The sequence below is a fragment of the Sphingobacterium sp. UBA7625 genome, assembly GCF_002484085.1.
Taxonomy (GTDB): Bacteria; Bacteroidota; Bacteroidia; order Sphingobacteriales; family Sphingobacteriaceae; genus Sphingobacterium; species Sphingobacterium athyrii.
In genome coordinates this window covers 1-16,953 of record NZ_DLJD01000003.1, presented here as the reverse complement: position 1 = coordinate 16,953, position 16,953 = coordinate 1, and the positions used below count along the sequence as shown (strand labels likewise).

The following is a 16,953-nucleotide window of genomic DNA, read 5'->3' as shown; positions in this document are numbered from 1 at the left end:
TGCCCCATGTCCATTATAAAAAAACTATTTTAAGCTAGCAAAGCTCCTGATAAGATCAAATGAGTAGCAGATTTTTATTCCCAAAGATGGGATCAATTTATTCGTAAATATTTTATTATCAGACTCATTAAAAGAGGTTTGGATTTGTCCATTTATTTTATATTCCTTATCTCCATTCTGAAATTCATCTATGAACCACTTTTTCGGCTGTTTTATGGAAAATAGTTCTCCTACAGCATAAATCCCGATACCAGAAGCTGTTTTAAAGCCTACACCTAATCCGAAATTACCTAAGTTAAAATTCTCTTCAAGATTTGAGTTTCTTACTAAAGAGAGTGGATTAAAAAATGCTACGTATGAAATACCCCATGGAACAGAATAACCGTCTGGATTTTCGTGATCAGTAATAAGATAGCTGTAAGGCGTATAAACAATTCCAAAATTGGCAGAAAGCCTTGCTTTTTGTCCCTTTTCTATTTTTACTTTATTGTCGTAGTCGCTTACTATTGGAGCATTATATAAAGTATTCAAAGAGTTTGAATACCCTATTCCAACTACAAAAGATAATTTAGGATTTTTTTTAACTTCATCTTTTCCAAGTATCTCATCCCTTAACTGCTTCAACGAATCTATTTTTTTTTCAATTAATAGAGCGTTTTCAATGTCAAGCTGATTTTTAACAAGAATTAGTGAATCAATTAATGAACGATCTTTTTCGTTTTGGATTTTCATTTTTTTGATTCTTTTATCAATATCATCCCTGTTATTTTTAGTCTGGGCAACAAGATTCGAACTCATTAGGATCCCAGTGATCAAAGAAAAAATTAAACTTTTCATAATTATTTAAATCTACTTAAGTACTAAAATGGTTAGCAAATGGCTTACTGAGTTAAAAACTCACTTTTAAAGATAAAAAATATTCCATTTATTTTGTTTCAAAAATGAATTAAAATTTATCCGTCTCTAGAATATCCTTATAGCGATATCACCTATACTAGTAAAAGCCTATAGTTTCTTCTTGGCTATCATTTTAAAAGAATATGGGAAGGATCGGAAAGTCGTTTTATTTTTCTGAAGCCATATTGATGCCTCAAACAAAAAGAGCTTCCCTCGAACCGGCAAAGGGAAGCAATTTGGCTAGTGAGTTGGTCTGCATAGCCGCAAACTATATGTAGTTTGTCTTTATATAAAGATAAGCACGTTATCTGAAATAGCTATTGTTCATTTTATCGAAAATGTTGATCAAAACATTGATTTTGCTAAAATTACCTCATCTATAAAAATCTTCACAGATTAAAGCTGCTTACTTTTTCAAATCTAGACAGTAAAGTTTCCAAACGACTGATAATTTGTGACGAGATTAATATTTATCTCTGTACCAGCGGTACAATCTTTAAAGACATTTCCTGACGAAATGATATCCGAAGTATTTGAATTATACAAAATCCCTCTAGCTGATGTTCTGATCTTATTATTAAAGATCTGTACATCCTTAATGGTATAGTTCTGTGAAGCAAGTCTGATGGCCTGAGTAGTTGCATCATATAATTTGTTGCCCATGATCTGTATATCCTCTGCCCTATCCAAATAAATACTGGTTGCAAACCCACTTATGCTATTATTACATATCATAATATCTTTTCCATAACAGATGATCCCATATAATGAAGCATTTATATTTTTTAAAATATTCCCAGTAATACTTATGTCTTTGTAATTTTCATTCTGAGTAGCATAAATAGGATATGATGTAGAATGACTCGTGTCAAATATATTATCTGCAATGACCACATGACGACTTTCCCGATAAATGTGAATATTTTCCTTCGGAACATCCTTAAATAAATTCCCATTAATTTGCACATTTTGCGAATACCCTATAATTATAGCCGTCTTTTTACCTCGATGGAATTGGTTCCCGACTATAGTAATATTATGGACTCCTTTCTCAATAGAATGTAATTCCCCTTCTCGTTCTTCGGTATGTTTAATACTTATGGCAGATGAATCTGAGTCTGTAAGTCCACAATCTTCAAAATAATTCCCTGAGATAGTAATATTCCTCGTTTGTCGAGTATCTATTATTGAAGTTCCATCATCGGGATTAGCTCTATAAATTGTCTTTATATCCATTCCCAACGCTTCGGGTTTTAAAACAATATTATTTGAAAAAACAATGTCCTCCCCATCTGTAAACATATCCACCGCATCACGCCAAACGTTATCAAATACATTATTAGAAATAATAGTCTTATAACCTCCTTTTAGATTATCGAAAGTGGTGGCTCCCGAACTCATTTTAATACCGTCTCCAAGGGGAATGACTGCGTATCCAGAGGAATTTAATACGCCTCGTGTACGCCCCCTGGTAAAATAATTACCCGTGATACTGTTATTAAAGGAATCTCTTAGCAAGATTCCATAAGATTTATCCTCAAATCGGCAATTTTGGACAAAGTTGCCAGAGCTTTTCTCAAATAAAATTCCAGCATTGCTCGGTGATCTAAAAATACAATTGGTAATGGTATTATTATTTGATTGCCTGAAAACGAGATCTCCTGTTTGATTGCTTACATATTTTCCCTCGACAATTAAATTCTCAACTTTATTATAGCTTGCAACAAATTCAATCAGATCGGATGAAATAGTATTTGATTTGATTGTTCCATTATTACCATTGATAACTATTGAAGAGGCTACAAGCAATTTAGTAGAAACAAGTAAAATTTGATCGGGAGGTAAACTGAGGGAGCAACCTTCATTGGTCTCAATATAATTCAGCGCATTTTGAATAAAAGTTTGGTTGTTTGCATTCTCACTCCTCGCACCAAAATATCTAACATCCAATTCACCATTAAAAATGTGATAAAGCTTCGCTCCTACAACTAAAATCACACTCCCGCCATCGTCCGGTCCCGGATCAGGAGTCGTTGGGGCTAGATAATAAATAATCGGTGCTGGGGTATCCCCTTGTGCATAATAGCCTAATAACTGGATACCCTCGTAAGTTCCAGTTTGTAATCCCGTGATCTCTGTAGCAGATAAGCCGCGCATAGCTGCCATTGTCTCTTTAACTAAAAATTGATTTGCCATATTCTTTTGTTTTTATGTGTATAGCAAAAGTATGGCTGTCGTCGTGGCGATCCGAGGAAAACAAGGCGTATGTAAGCGGTATCTGGGAGATACCGAAAAGTCTGGGATCTCATGTTTTTAAAGCAGTATTACATTATATAACAAAAGCAGTATTTTGAGATACTGCTTTTGTTATATACTATTAGAAAATCTAAGAGGCCAAAATACCTGAGACTCTCAGCAGAGGAAATAATTTTTTGTCGATTTAACTTTGAATGCGAATTTTCATAAGTCTCGATATTTAGCAATTTTTACCTTAATTTACCTTTTGCTTTTAAATTCTGATATATGTTATTAAAAAAATAGTCTGCAGCGAGCATACTTTTTAAATCCAATTTCTCAACGATATCCATTACGATATTATTGTATTCCTCATAATCTGATCCGTTGAATTTTTGAGAATGGTCTTTCAGCCCGACACAGCCTTCCTCAATCAAAACAGTAATAGGATTACGGTTGATATTAGCAAATTTGTTCGGTGCATAAGTCATCATGATTTCGCCAACAAAATTAGGTCCAACTCCTTGGAGTGAATTTATCCTTTCCCTTGCTCCTTGATAAACGAATGCTGGAGTCTTATCAAGATTAGTTTTAATAAAGTTTATTAATTCTCGAAATCCTTTTTGCTGCTTAAAAATTTTTGTTTTGTGCCGGAACATGCCGTTAGAGTACCATAATCCATGTTGTCCAGGTCTTCCCACGAGGTCTTCCAACAACTGTTTAAATTTAATGTCCGAATGGTGTACAGACTCAATCTCATTCAAAACAACAAGGGCTTCAGCGTAGTGACGTTTTTTCTCCTTAATCCCTTTCCTTATCTCGTTCTGATCAAAACTATTGTATAGGAATTTCAGCTTCTCAAAATCATATATTAAGCTATCGCTGATATCAGGAAACTCGTCAATACTTTTGTTGGCGCTCCGTTGTTTATTATAATAGCCAGAATATAAGCCTATGATCCGATCATTTAGGGGGTCGGCATTGTCCAAATGAATGCAGCGATCAAAATACTCCTTGGAATCTTTCCATACATTATCACTCACCTTACACTCTGTATACAGAGAACATTCATTATTGCCTTCGAGACCACCTCCAGTCAGGTTTGCCGAACCAACAATTATATGTCCGCAACTTCCGGAACGGAAGAGATACATTTTAGGATGAAAGATTTCCTTAGAGCTTAATTTATTGATATATCCAGAAATATTCCCGCGCTCAGTTGATAATTTTAGAATTTGTTTTAATGCTGCTGGCTCGGTCAATCCAAAATTCGCTCCTGCAAGTATTTGCACATTAGAAAGTTGTTTGAGCTTAGGTTCGATAAGTCTCAGACCAGACGACTTTAGGAAGGCTATCATTATGAAAGCCTCGTCAGATTCTGACATCAATTTGTTAATGAGATCAAAGTGATTTTTATCCAAAATATTCGAAATTAGTTGGATCATAATATATTATTAAATGGCACGCTCTAAACATACTATAGTTATGCAAGGCTTATTACTTCTCCAAGGAGGTTTTCTTCAATTTAAGCTCATGTTTATTGATCTTGCATAGCTGCGTTTTATTCTTCGGATTCATTAAGGTCTTTCGTCCGCTTCTCCCTGTCAGGACAGTTATTTATTTGGATTTGTCATAGAATGATTGTAACTCATCTTTTGATTCCGTGAATTTAAAATATTTTGGCTCGTGCAAAATAGAATTGAAATAAATTTCTTGCATCCTTTTCTTGTTCTGTAATTCAGCAGATGCACTAAACTGTGCAATCAATGTACTGTAAAATCCTCCAATGTGCCATTTATTGTATCCTACTGTTTTATCGTATCCAATCAAAATCTGCATAATCAAAGTTTTTAAAGTAGAAGTATTCCTTGCCATTAAACTTTGGAAGCTTGTCGCAAAACTCAAGTATCTTTTTGTTGTTCTTCATCATCCGAAGCACTTTGAATCGTGATCCAACCAAAGCGTCCATCATATTTAAAAAGAAGATTGCCTTTTCAGTTTCGTCCTTAAATCCTAAACTGTCCATATTGAAATTGTACTTGCTCAAATCAGCTTCGTTAAACAATGAAGTTATACCTCCATGGATACGATAGTAGTAGTTATCAAGCAACCATCGACTATCAATCTGCTTGGAAAGTACTTCATTTGCTACAGCTACAACTGGTCTTGCCTTGACTTTTTCGTTTGTCCTATTGTAATGGATTTCGCGGATAACATACCATAATACCAACTCTTCATCATTTGGTCTTGCAAGAAAGTGCGTTTCTAAAATTGTATGGTCACCTTTGCCAACCGCAATTAAAGCATCAACAATATGATTCAGCTTAGGTGTCCGTAATGAGTCAATTGATTTGGCAAATTTAGCTCCTCTTGCATCTGTATTATAGGAATAGAGTTCAGCAATAGCTATTAAATTATTGAGGTCTTTCTGATCAAGCTTTATTTGGGCTTTAGTAAAAGTCGTTGCTACCAAAAGGATAAGACTTAAAAAGTATTTCATCAATATCTGTCTATGTGTTTGTATATTTTTCTATCGGCCTCCAATTTAGTTTCGTAAAACGTTACATCTTCAGCGCCAATGGCCCATCTTTAGTAACCAAACTGGACCAACCCGGGCGAGATCCATCATTAAGTTTTGCTATCAATCTGGATGCTAGAAATATCTTAGCCACTACTTCTTCCCCAAAATCCCAGGTTACTTCGACAGACGAACTTGCGCTAAATGGTTTAAGATTCTCCTTGACAAATTCAGCAGGATTTAAAAATGGTAGATTTTCCTTGTTATTCCATTCAGGTTCGCTTGGAGTCGGAGCGCTATTATACAACCATATATCTCCAACTATTTTTTTCTCTTTCCATAAATATGCGTAGCAGACCCTATCGTCATCTTCGATATAGACCGCGAACTTTGGACGATCATTTGAGACATATTTTGTTAAACTTGCCATAGGCTGCGGCGTTAAAACAACGAAGTCTGCACGGTATCACTTCCTAATGGTGGCAATCCTTCCCAGTCAAATTGCTCATAACGATGCTTACCATCTGGGCGGTGTGGATACCCTCTCAAAGTATAAACGGGGTAATGCTTCAGCTTTTCATCGGGCATTTCAAATAGGAAAATCGGTGGCATATCGTCCTCCTGAATATCCTCGATCCATTGACGCTCGAGATCCTCCGGCAAGAATAAGGGCATACGGTGTTTATTCGGCCCATCGTTATGAATATTGGCCATCACTTCATTGGCTGCCCGAGTAAGCATTCCAAAAGATCCTGCGCGTTCGACTACACCATCTTCATCTACCGTCTCATGCCACTGATACAAGCCTGGTAGATAGAACAGCTCCCTGCCCTCCGCGCCAATAAAATAAGGGACTTTCTTTTTCCAGCCTTTCACCGCACGATGCTCAAAGGTACCACTCACCGGGATAAGGCAGCGCTGCTTGCGCAAGCGGTACCAATAGGATTTTTTATCTTCCAGGATGCGCTCGCTACGTACATTGATCATATTGCGCCTGCGATCGGCCTGCAGCTTGGGATCGTCTATATAAGTGGGCAATACACCCCACTCCATCTCGGTCAAGGCCAGCTGGCTTGAGTCCTTGTCCTTATACAGGATCGGATACTTGGGAAAGGTAATGGCCTGAACATTCTCCAGGTAGTCATAATTGTAATCCAATTGACGACGCTCATCCCGCAATTGCGGAAAGGTCTTTTTGATAATCTCAATATCGGTATGGAGGCTAATATCCCAACACATAATGGTATCCTTTCTTGTTTTGGCTTTGACACGAATATACGCAATTTGTGCTGTAAATAATGATTGCCCTACGACAAGAAAATTGTGCTTTTCAGTTTGGACTAGATCGGGCCTACCGAAGGATGTCTATAGCAAATACTTTCTTTTGGGCCTGTCCATCGGTAATGGTCGCTACTACTCGACCATATTCTAAGGAGAATAGGATATCGATGGGATTTTTACGCTGAAACCTGGTTTTGGTACGTAGGTAATTGACAATATTTTTCTCATAGAGCTTAAGCATGCGCTTATCCCAGTTCTCTTCCTTGATACGGTTAAGAAAAATACGATAGCCTGATCCTGTTGCTAGCAGGCTTTCGATCTTATCTGCATCTTGCGGCAGCTGCAGGGCTCTTCCCTCCTTTACCCCCAGGTGATGGGCATGCTGATCGGCGCTTTCCTTGTCATCATAAGGCGTGAGTAGAAAGCCTGCCTTCTCCTTGACATCGGGCCACTCAAAACGCTGCAACACAAAGTCGGCATAGCCGGACTCGACGAGCTCGCGAAATGAACTTTTGGTGACTTGTTCAAAGGGATTGTACAGCATAAGGCTAAGATAGGATTTATTATTCACTCCTTGGATCGGGCTTTAAAGGCATCTTAGCACAGCGGATCACCTCAATGGAAGGGCAACCATATTCTAAAACGACTTTGCCTTCAACCAGATAGATTCCCGCACCACGGAGTGGGTATTTTACCAACGTTTGCGGAAAATGCACCGTATCAAAAAAACGCCCCTCGGCATCGAGGAAAGTGCCAAATTTCATCAGGTCACCACGCTTGGTCTTCACAAATTTCTCGCAGACAAAGTCCCCTACGACACGGACTATTTTTCCTTCATGAAGATGAAGTTCGCTAGCAGGCATATCGCCCCGGTAATCGCTTTTGGTGAGGTCGAAAAGCGTCCCCGTCACGCAAAAGCCAATCAGCTCCATCTCGTCGTAATAGTCCTCTAAGATATCTTCTTCCAAAGGGGGAAGAATCGGCTTGCGGCTCTCGGTCTCAAACAGGGCCATACCGACCGCCACAGGCTTATGCTTGCTCATCATCAGATGGGCTTCCCAGAGTAATTGCTTCTTCCCTGTTCCCGTAAAGCGCAAGGCACCGACACGGATCAAGATAACGACCTGCTCAATACCGGCCTGCGTCCTTTTGACAAAGTTTTCCAGACTACTGTACCTGCCATTGGCTTCGCGCTCCTCAATAATACGATGCGCCAGTTTACCTTCCAAATTAAGCAGGCAGTCAAAACCCAGGTAAATATCTTTGCCTTGTATGGAGGTATTAAAGACCGATTGATTGACACAAGGCAGGCAGATATTGCCCCCTGAAATACGCGCTTCATTGACATAAACTTTACGGTTGTAGAAGCCCCCATAATTGTTGAGCACCGCAACCATAAACTCTAGTGGATAATAGGTCTTGAGAAAAAGACTCTGATAACTCTCTACGGCAAAGGATGCTGAGTGGGCCTTGTTAAAGGAATAACCGGCAAAGCTTTCCATCTGCCGCCAGATCTCGCGGCTNNTGGTCTTTGCTGCGATATTTGCCAGACATCATACGCCGTAGCACATCAGCATCGGCCATATCGAGTCCACCATAGGCATTAGCGATCTTCATCACATCTTCCTGATACACCATCACGCCGTAGGTCTCTTCGAGCTGTTCCTTAAACACGGGGTGTGGATAGACGACCGTCGTGGGATCGTGATGCCGACGGATGTATTCGCCCATCATACCCGAACTGGCCACACCGGGCCGAATAATCGATGAAGCGGCCACTAAAGTCAGGTAATCATCGCAGCGCAGCTTGGTGAGCAGCTGCCGCATCGCCGGACTCTCGATATAGAAGCAGCCGATGGTATTGGCCGATTTGAGCTGCGTGGCAATATTGACATCCTGAAAAAATCGCTTGGGATTGTCGGTATCAATGACCACGCCCAAGTTTTCCCGCACAATGGTACGGCAATCTTTGATATGGCCGATACCTCGCTGCGAAAGGATATCAAACTTCTCGAAGCCTATATCTTCGGCCACATACATATCAAATTGCATAGTAGGCAATCCTTTTGGCGGATTGTCCATTGCTGAATAACAGGTAAGCGGTTCCTCGGAAATCAGTACGCCACTGGCGTGGATGGTGCGCTGGTTCGGGAAATCGGCCATGCGGTTGTACACACTCAGAATGGTATTGGTCACTTCATTCTTGTTGAGCATATGCTCGGGCTCATGCACCAGGCGGTCGATCTCGGCCTTGGGCAAGCCATATACTTTACCCAATTCACGTAGGATACTCCGCGAGCGAAAGGTACTCATGGCGCCCATCAAGGCGGTATGTCCTGTCTGATAACGGTTGAAGATATAGTCGTACATCTCGTCGCGTTCATTCCAGCTAAAATCAACATCAAAATCGGGCGGACTCTTCCGCTTGGGATTGAGAAAACGCTCAAAGGGAAGCTTGAGGGCAATGGGGTCAACATCGGTAATCCCTAAGCAATAAGCCACGGCAGAGTTGGCTCCCGATCCACGGCCTACATAATGAAAATTGCGTCCACGTGCGTAGCGGCAGATATCGTCGGTAATCAGGAAATAACTCGAGAACCGCAGATTTTCGATAATCTCGAGCTCCCGCTGGATGCGTTCTGTCGCAACCCGGTCATGACGGCCATAGCGCCTGGTAAAGCCATCCATGCAGTACTTGTGCAGGAGCTGCTTATCGTTGTAGCGATTGCCGGTAAAGGTTGCTTTATTCTTGACACTGGTAAAATCAAAGCTGAAAGAACATTGTCCCAGTATACGGTTTGTGTTGGCCAGCAATTGGGGCAAGTCGGAAAATAAGCGCATGAGCTTGACCCGGGGGATAAATACTTCGTCGTCGGCAGCGAGCTGCTCATTGCCGAGCTGCGAAATCAGCAGATTGTTGTCAATGGCCCTTAGTTGGCGATGTAAGGTATAGTCGGCCTTTCGGAAACTGACTGGTGCGAGTATCACACAGCGATCGAGCACCTTGCGGTCCATCAGCTGCGCGCGGGTACGTTCGCTGGGCCGGATGCCGATGTATTCATAGTCCCTTAGTGGAAAGGCATTGAGTTTGCTAAAGGGATAGATTACAAACACCTGCTCAAAGTCTGGTGATCGCTCCGGTGTAGGGCGATTTTCCATGTTGAGCTTGGTGCGGTATTCGTTGATCTCGCGAAAACCCTGTTCGTTCTTGGCGATGGTGACAAAACAAAGCTGATCGCCGTTGCGAAACTCCATTCCCGCGAGTAGGTTGAGTCCGGCAGTGCGGCCCAGTTTAATAAAATCCAGCGATCCCGAACTGTTATTAATATCGGTAAGCACAGCGGTGTCATAGCCCCCTGCCAGCATACCCGAGACGAGATCCTGCAGGCTGAGGGTACCAAAGCGCAGGCTATAGTAACTATGTAGATTTAAGAGCATGCTCCCCTCCTTTCTCTGGCGGCGGTGCACAGATGGCCTTCATCAGAAATTCGGCGCCATAGCGTTTTCGGATCTTGTCCATAGCCTGCATGAGGCTGACCTCCTCGGCGCTATCGTCAAAGAGGTCGGTCTGATAGGATCCATATATGAGGCCCGAAAACTTGATCCCGATAAGCCGGATCAGCATCCTGCGGCTGTAGAGTTTCTTGAAAAGCGAAAGTACCACGTCCGTAAGCTTTCGGTCCGAATTGGTATAACCGATCTGCAGTTGTTGGGTATGTGTATCGAAATTGCTATAACGGATCTTGAGCGTGACACAGCTCGTTAGCTTCTGATCTTTGCGCAGATCAAAAGCCAGTGTATCGACCATGCTGATCAGGGTCCGGCGGAGGATATCCATATCGATGGTATCCTGCTGAAAGGTGCTTTCCTTGGACATGGACTTCTGTTCGCGAAAAGGCAGCACGAGTGAATCATCCAGCCCATTGGCTTTGCGCCAGATGTTGACTCCATTCTCCCCGAGGACTCTTTGCATAGTCACTAGCTCCATCTGTTGTAAGGTTCCGATCTTGGAAATGCCCATATTCCGGAGTAAAGTGAAGGATTTCTCGCCGACCATAGGAATCTTGCGGATGGATAGCGGAGCCAGGAAGCCTTTTTCGGTCCCATTCTGTACCTGCTTTTCGCCACAGGGTTTGGCCGTACCCGTGGCAATCTTGGAAACGGTCTTGTTGACCGACAGGCCAAAGCTAATGGGCAGCCCGGTCTCCCGGATAATACGCTGGCGGAGCTCCTGCGTCCATTTCCAGCAGCCAAAAAAGCGGTCCATACCGGAGACATCGAGATAATGTTCATCGATACTGGCTTTTTCAACGATGGGCGTTTCCTCCTCGATGATTTGCGTGACGATACCGGAATAGTGACTGTACATATCGTGATCGCCCCGCACCACGACGGCCTCGGGACACATGCGCAGCGCCAGCCGCATGGGCATGGCGGAATGCACGCCAAACTTACGGACTTCATAGGAACAAGATGCAACTACCCCACGGTCACTACTTCCTCCGATGAGCACGGGCACTCCGATGAGCTTGCTGTTCTGCAAGCGCTCGACTGATACAAAAAATGTATCGAGATCACAATGTACTATACTCCTCTCCATGTTTTTTCAATTATATCAAAAGCCCTGTATTGCGCCTTTTGATTTTTGGTAGTTGCTGTATTCAAAATTACTAATATTATTAGCAAACAATCAAGACGCTAGATTGATTTAATTTTTATCACATTCATTGTCAGTGATATAATTTATAGTACGATGTCGGCTTAAACAAGATGTCGGGTGTTCTGTTTATTACAAAACGGGACCTATGAACGAAAAGATACTTAGCTATTTGAAGCGTGAAGGATTTACTTATTTATGGCGAAAATTCGGTGAACATGCCTATAGACCCATGAAAGGAAATCTCGAACAATTGCTCGCTCGATCCAGCATAACGCCACTTTGGGAAGATGATTTATTGTCGATCGACGATGCGTTATTATTGGCAGGCACCGAAAATGCGCAAGATGATTGGATCGTACTGGTAAAGCAGAAGAGGGGAAAATAGAAAACCTATCATACAGAGCGAGCAGGTCGGACACGATAATAAAAATTTTATAATAAAGCCCCAAATAACTGAACACCGTTGTAAGTACCGACCTATATCATCAATGAAAATTCACTACTTTTGAACCACTATACTGCAAGTAACCTGTGCGATAATAGAACACGCCAATAAAATATTGATCTGCCAAAGATCGGCTTCGATGAAACCTCCGTTGAAATGGGAATTTCCGGGAGGAAAGATCGAAACCGGAGAATCTAAAGAAGGCTGCCTACGCAGAGAGATCAGAGAGGAGATCAATATTGATATCACCATACGCAGATCGCTCACGATGGTAGAGCATCATTATGCTGACTTTTCGCTGCAGCTCTACCCTTTTGTATGCAGCCTACAGTCTGGAGAAGTAAAAGCGCTGGAGCATACACAGGCAATATGGGTAGCGATAGATCAATTGCTTGACTATGACTGGGCAGAAGCTGACCTGCCTATTGTAAGGGAGAATATTGCATACGCTACATCAATTAAATAAATAATAGCAGCTATCTGCGTACATAAAAGCGCTAAAACAAAAAGAGCTTCCCTCTAACCGGCAGAGGGAAGCAATTTGGCTACTTGGTCGATTCTACTAGCCTTGAAACCAACGCGTGGTTTTCTATCTATAAAGATAAGCGCGTTATCTGAAACAGCTATTGTTCATTTTATCGAAAATGTTGATCACTGAAAAGATGTAATCAATTCCTAAATTTCTTAATTTAGGAAAATAACTAAGCAATGAAGATCTCTATTTAAATAAACACCAAAAATTATGAAATACCTTATTTTACTTCCATTTCTATTAATTTTTAGCAATACTTTTTCACAGGAAAAAAATATCAAAAAAGAAAAATGGCATTGGAATAACAACAAAATGCAACAGGATACAACAGCAGGATATTGTCAAGTTTTAAAAGTTGATAACGTTCTTTATATATCTGGCGCCGTAACAACGGAGATTTCCCCTAAAGGAATTCAAGCAGTTTACAATGATTTAAAAGCTTCCTTGGCCAGTTTTGGAGCTACATTTGAAAATGTAGTTAAAGAGAATCTATATACAACTAACATTGAAGAAATGAAAAAATTTAATTACATCAGGAAAGAATTCTACATCAAGGATTTTCCCGCTGCCACATGGGTGCAGATTGAAAAGTTATATATGCCAGATGCTAAATTGGAAGTTGAACTAACCGCGCATCTCCCCAAATAAATTAATGATTGCACTGAATTCACCCAGGCGCCAGTTACTTCAATTGCTGCAAATTTAACTTCATCCCTGACTGGAGCAATTTGGAGCAATAAATGTGTCCATATTTTCAATATTAACAAGGTGCATTTAAATAACTGAAAAAGAATCACTAAATTGAGAAAAGTACAGACATATAACCAATAATAGATGCCCCTTTAAAAAGAATAAGTTTGCGAATGAAGTTAAAACCCCAAGAATTGCTGTTATTGAGCATACAGTAAATAATCAACAAATCTTGCGCTTAGTATTTGCTAATAATGGACATTTTTGGAAAGGCAATAATGAACTATGATTTTTTGGAAACAGATATGCCTCAAACAAAAATAATATATAACACAGACATGTTTCATTTTTATAGCTTTTAACATCCTTAACCATAAACAGATTAATATATCATCGATCATGGAAAAACAAAATCCTTTCGTAACATTTAAACAAGAAGCACCAGAAGTATTTGCTGGCTTCAATGGACTCGTAGAATCTCTTATGGGTACTACTGCCCTGGATGCTAAAACTAAACAGCTCATTTACCTCGGAATGAAAGTTGCCCAGGGAGATGCTACAGCAGTTATGTTTCATGTACCAATGGCTAAGAAACTTGGGGCTTCACGAGACGAAGTCAAGGAGACGATCCTCCTTACATTAACAGTATGTGGTCTTAAAGGAATCAATACCTCACTAATTCAGGCTTTGGAAATCTATGACAATGACTCTTTATAGATGGAGGAAGTAATTGAAAGAATCATAAAGGTCGAGCATGGTTTTAAGCCGTTCGAGCAAGAGGCTATCAAAATTATCGACAGCCATACTGCCCAAGAAGACAAAAATATAGCGCTCCAGTTATTGGACAATAAATTTTACCAGGTCCGCTGTCTATCGGTTTTTATATTGGGCTATCTTGCTGTTAAGGATCTCACCTGTCTTGAAACTTTAAAAGCACAGGCACAATTGGATAAAAGCTGGCAGGTCCAGGAAATAATCGCAAAAGCTTTTGATCAATACTGTAAGGATAACGGTTATGATAATTCTTTGTCCGTGATTCAAGAATGGATAAATCACAGCCACCCTAATGTATGTCGTGCAGTCACCGAGGGATTACGGATCTGGACGGGGCGGCCCTATTTCAAGCACAATCCAACCAAAGCGATTGAACTGATCAGTGTAAATAAAAGTAGCCCCAGTGAATACCTTCGCAGATCTACAGGGAATTCTTTACGGGATATTGCGAAAAAGTATCCCGATCTGGTTACAGCGGAAATCTGCAATTGGGATCTATCAATTCCGGAAATCGCATCCACCTATAGTTCTGTTTACTCCAAAATTGCTTGTCAGACTTTATAATGATCTGTAAAAATATTAAAATACTTGCAAAGGATCATTTGGACCGCCTTCATAACCTTTAATACGCAACTTCCTTTCTCGACCACTACCATTAACAGTAAATGTTTTATCCGGATTTAAGCGCACAAAAATCTCAATAATACTAGTAAATGGGCGGCCTCCTGAGAGATATGGCAAAAACAATCCTTTCTCATTTAGATTAGCTTTGTTTTCTTGATTATAGTCCTGATAGTTATCGCATATATAGCTATATAATTTATCATCTTCATTTCCGTGCAAAAGCATTTTTTTACCTAGAGTCCCGTCTTTATTGACAATGGCTTGAATAATTAAAATCGAATCCCCCGACGGAATTATTCCGTCTTTAAAATGGTTATTTAACAGTTTTGTAAATTCCAGTAACGATGAGTGTCGAAAACCGCAATAAATCGGCTCCGTATCCGACAGTGGTTTGATCGAAGTGGACAATGGTTCTACAACTAAAACAAAATTCCTTTCCCTTTCATGGACTTTAATATTATCGGCCAATCTATTGCTTCGCACAAATTTGTCTATAAGCGGAAATTTCTTTTTCAAAAAAAACAGATCACCAGAATATTTGAGGGAATAATAAGTCTTATATTTTGATCCTTTCAATATATTGTCTTTATTTTTCCCAATTATATAAATTGATTCGGCGATATCATTTCGAAAGTTTATTTGCAAACCATATACATCAGGATAATTTTCAAATATATTAACGATATCCTTCTTCAAATGTTTGTTTCTAAAATCAACTTTATTTTGAGCTAAAACTGAAACAAAACAAATAAAAACAAGCAGTAGAGAACAAATCAATCTCATATATAAGCGGAGTTTTAGTTTATTTTCTTATATGATCTAGGACGTCTGTGATAACCACATGCAGAAATTTCCACATCTTCTCCCCTTACCTCTACAAAAATATCCATATTACTTTTCACGTGCTTACCACCTTGTGTAGCAGACTTCCACGGTTTTCCTAAATTGACTAACCACTTTTTTAACAGATTCTCATAGATACTATTATCACCAATAATCGTTTTAACATTGCTCAGGCTCCCATCCTCATTTACAAGACCCTGGAATAGAAATACACTTCCATTTTTAGGTATTTTACTTTTCCCCAAAGTCTCCATAAAAGCGCTAAAGTCCTGTTGTAATTTTTTACTTCCTTGGTAATAATTCGCTGAAAATGTTACCATAGTAGGCTCTCTAAAGGAAGGATCGTTTTCGGCTTCGGTTATTATTGATTCATATTTAACGGAGTCACGATACAGTGTCGCACGGGTATCCACTTTTCTTTGTTTTAGGATTTCCTTTTTATATGGTGGTAGTATTAAGGCTATTCTTGGACATTCAGGAATATTAAATTTCCCGAAGGCTAAGTTCAATAAGTAACGATCGCCCGGAAAATCTAGGTAATAAAAATCTTCAATAGAGCGTTTTACACTATCTAAATAATAAAAACGCAAAGAAATAGGGAGACGGTCCTTGTATACAACGATGACACTATCTACCTGTGTGTCTTTTTTTAGAAATGTATTGTATTCGCCATTCTTTTGGTTTATATATATTCTACCTATATCTGTTATAGATTGAGCAAAACAATATTGAAAAAGGATAACATAAAATGCAATAATGATAAACCTTTTCATATCTTTTTAAATTATTAAAAATTACGTTTATAATATGCTATTTCGTAAGAATAAAGGTTTGAATCGCTAGGAAGATGTCCGTCAGTAAATCCCTCAAAAGTGGCTATTCCATGCATGCTATAGTCTGATTTTTGCATGTATTTATTCGTACCATCCACTATAGCGGAATGTGCAATAAACCGTTCACCCGTACTTTTATCGGTCACCATATTACAGCTACGTAGGCATTCGTACTTCCTATTTGTTTTTGATTTATTTTCCAGATCATTACCTAACGCGTCAATATCTGAAGGACGCATTTTAACATCAATAGTTTGAATTAAGTTCGGATTAAATCCCATATTAAAAAGGTGTAGGAGTCGTTAATATAATTGGCTACGGAAAAAAAATAACCCTCTTAAGGAGCTATTAATAAAAGATCGATCTCACATAGAGCTACAACACCGCTTAATCAAGCAAATTATTGCACAGATACTTTAATTATAATAAATATACAAAAAAACAAAACAAAAAAACAGAATTATTTTATCTTTAAACATATCGCAATAGATTGACACAGAAATTTTATTATGTATATATATTACTTTATTTACCATACGCCCCCCGAAATCCGTTTAATTTTCTTACATCAAAGCAATATTTCAAAAGAAATAGCCACAAATAATAATTCTTAATCTCTTT

General features: G+C 39.6%; 19 protein-coding genes. 5 read left to right on the top strand and 14 right to left on the bottom strand.

Annotated elements, in window-relative coordinates:
- Positions 1 to 24 precede the first annotated feature (24 nt).
- From B4G94_RS00205 to dinB, 11 genes are all read right to left on the bottom strand, one after another.
- On the bottom strand, positions 25 to 837 hold the full coding sequence (locus B4G94_RS00205; protein WP_286856433.1) for a hypothetical protein: 813 nt from the start codon (positions 835 to 837) through the stop codon (positions 25 to 27).
- Positions 838 to 1,317: 480 nt separating this feature from the next.
- Positions 1,318 to 3,093 carry a right-handed parallel beta-helix repeat-containing protein gene (locus B4G94_RS00200; RefSeq protein WP_286856432.1) on the bottom strand — a complete coding sequence of 592 codons (1,776 nt, stop codon included), beginning with the start codon at positions 3,091 to 3,093 and terminating at the stop codon, positions 1,318 to 1,320.
- 290 nt (positions 3,094 to 3,383) lie between these two features.
- Positions 3,384 to 4,577, bottom strand: coding sequence for a phospholipase D-like domain-containing protein (locus B4G94_RS00195; RefSeq protein ID WP_286856431.1), 1,194 nt, complete (start codon positions 4,575 to 4,577; stop codon positions 3,384 to 3,386).
- A gap of 172 nt (positions 4,578 to 4,749) precedes the next feature.
- Positions 4,750 to 4,971, bottom strand: a complete 222-nt coding sequence (locus B4G94_RS00190) for a hypothetical protein (protein ID WP_286856430.1) — start codon at positions 4,969 to 4,971, stop codon at positions 4,750 to 4,752.
- Positions 4,946 to 5,632 (bottom strand): hypothetical protein, encoded by a 687-nt coding sequence (locus B4G94_RS00185; protein ID WP_286856428.1) that lies wholly within the window; start codon positions 5,630 to 5,632, stop codon positions 4,946 to 4,948. The genes B4G94_RS00190 and B4G94_RS00185 overlap by 26 nt, the downstream gene beginning before the upstream one ends.
- Positions 5,633 to 5,693: 61 nt before the next feature.
- Positions 5,694 to 6,080, bottom strand: coding sequence for a hypothetical protein (locus B4G94_RS00180; RefSeq protein ID WP_286856427.1), 387 nt, complete (start codon positions 6,078 to 6,080; stop codon positions 5,694 to 5,696).
- 11 nt (positions 6,081 to 6,091) lie between these two features.
- Positions 6,092 to 6,889 (bottom strand): SOS response-associated peptidase, encoded by a 798-nt coding sequence (locus tag B4G94_RS00175; RefSeq protein WP_286856425.1) that lies wholly within the window; start codon positions 6,887 to 6,889, stop codon positions 6,092 to 6,094.
- Between the two features lie 112 nt (positions 6,890 to 7,001).
- The gene (locus tag B4G94_RS00170) at positions 7,002 to 7,475 is read right to left on the bottom strand and encodes a hypothetical protein (RefSeq protein ID WP_286856424.1); all 474 of its coding nucleotides are present in this window, start codon (positions 7,473 to 7,475) and stop codon (positions 7,002 to 7,004) included.
- A gap of 19 nt (positions 7,476 to 7,494) precedes the next feature.
- Positions 7,495 to 8,328, bottom strand: a complete 834-nt coding sequence (locus B4G94_RS00165; RefSeq protein ID WP_286856423.1) for a hypothetical protein — start codon at positions 8,326 to 8,328, stop codon at positions 7,495 to 7,497.
- A 76-nt stretch (positions 8,329 to 8,404) separates the two neighbouring features.
- On the bottom strand, positions 8,405 to 10,369 hold the full coding sequence (locus B4G94_RS00160) for a PHP domain-containing protein (protein ID WP_286856422.1): 1,965 nt from the start codon (positions 10,367 to 10,369) through the stop codon (positions 8,405 to 8,407).
- A complete protein-coding gene (gene dinB, locus B4G94_RS00155; RefSeq protein WP_286856420.1) occupies positions 10,350 to 11,531 on the bottom strand; it encodes a DNA polymerase IV in 1,182 nt (393 codons plus the stop codon). Before dinB ends, B4G94_RS00160 begins: the two co-directional genes overlap by 20 nt.
- A 205-nt stretch (positions 11,532 to 11,736) precedes the next feature.
- Between dinB and B4G94_RS00150 the strand changes: the two genes are divergently transcribed.
- From B4G94_RS00150 to B4G94_RS00130, 5 genes are all read left to right on the top strand, one after another.
- The gene (locus B4G94_RS00150) at positions 11,737 to 11,976 is read left to right on the top strand and encodes a hypothetical protein (RefSeq protein ID WP_286856419.1); all 240 of its coding nucleotides are present in this window, start codon (positions 11,737 to 11,739) and stop codon (positions 11,974 to 11,976) included.
- 130 nt (positions 11,977 to 12,106) lie between these two features.
- Positions 12,107 to 12,502, top strand: a complete 396-nt coding sequence (locus tag B4G94_RS00145; protein WP_286856746.1) for a (deoxy)nucleoside triphosphate pyrophosphohydrolase — start codon at positions 12,107 to 12,109, stop codon at positions 12,500 to 12,502.
- Positions 12,503 to 12,778: 276 nt separating this feature from the next.
- The gene (locus tag B4G94_RS00140) at positions 12,779 to 13,216 is read left to right on the top strand and encodes a RidA family protein (protein ID WP_286856418.1); all 438 of its coding nucleotides are present in this window, start codon (positions 12,779 to 12,781) and stop codon (positions 13,214 to 13,216) included.
- A 441-nt stretch (positions 13,217 to 13,657) separates the two neighbouring features.
- Complete coding sequence (locus B4G94_RS00135) at positions 13,658 to 13,975, top strand: carboxymuconolactone decarboxylase family protein (RefSeq protein WP_286856416.1); 318 nt, start codon at positions 13,658 to 13,660, stop codon at positions 13,973 to 13,975.
- The gene (locus B4G94_RS00130; protein WP_286856414.1) at positions 13,976 to 14,596 is read left to right on the top strand and encodes a DNA alkylation repair protein; all 621 of its coding nucleotides are present in this window, start codon (positions 13,976 to 13,978) and stop codon (positions 14,594 to 14,596) included.
- A gap of 15 nt (positions 14,597 to 14,611) precedes the next feature.
- Here the strand turns inward: B4G94_RS00130 and B4G94_RS00125 are convergent, their stop codons facing one another.
- From B4G94_RS00125 to B4G94_RS00115, 3 genes are read right to left on the bottom strand one after another with little or no spacing between them, the layout of a single operon-like run.
- Positions 14,612 to 15,439, bottom strand: a complete 828-nt coding sequence (locus tag B4G94_RS00125; RefSeq protein ID WP_286856413.1) for a hypothetical protein — start codon at positions 15,437 to 15,439, stop codon at positions 14,612 to 14,614.
- Positions 15,440 to 15,453: 14 nt separating this feature from the next.
- On the bottom strand, positions 15,454 to 16,272 hold the full coding sequence (locus tag B4G94_RS00120) for a hypothetical protein (protein WP_286856411.1): 819 nt from the start codon (positions 16,270 to 16,272) through the stop codon (positions 15,454 to 15,456).
- Positions 16,273 to 16,286: 14 nt separating this feature from the next.
- Positions 16,287 to 16,613 (bottom strand): hypothetical protein, encoded by a 327-nt coding sequence (locus B4G94_RS00115; protein WP_286856410.1) that lies wholly within the window; start codon positions 16,611 to 16,613, stop codon positions 16,287 to 16,289.
- Positions 16,614 to 16,953 lie beyond the last annotated feature (340 nt).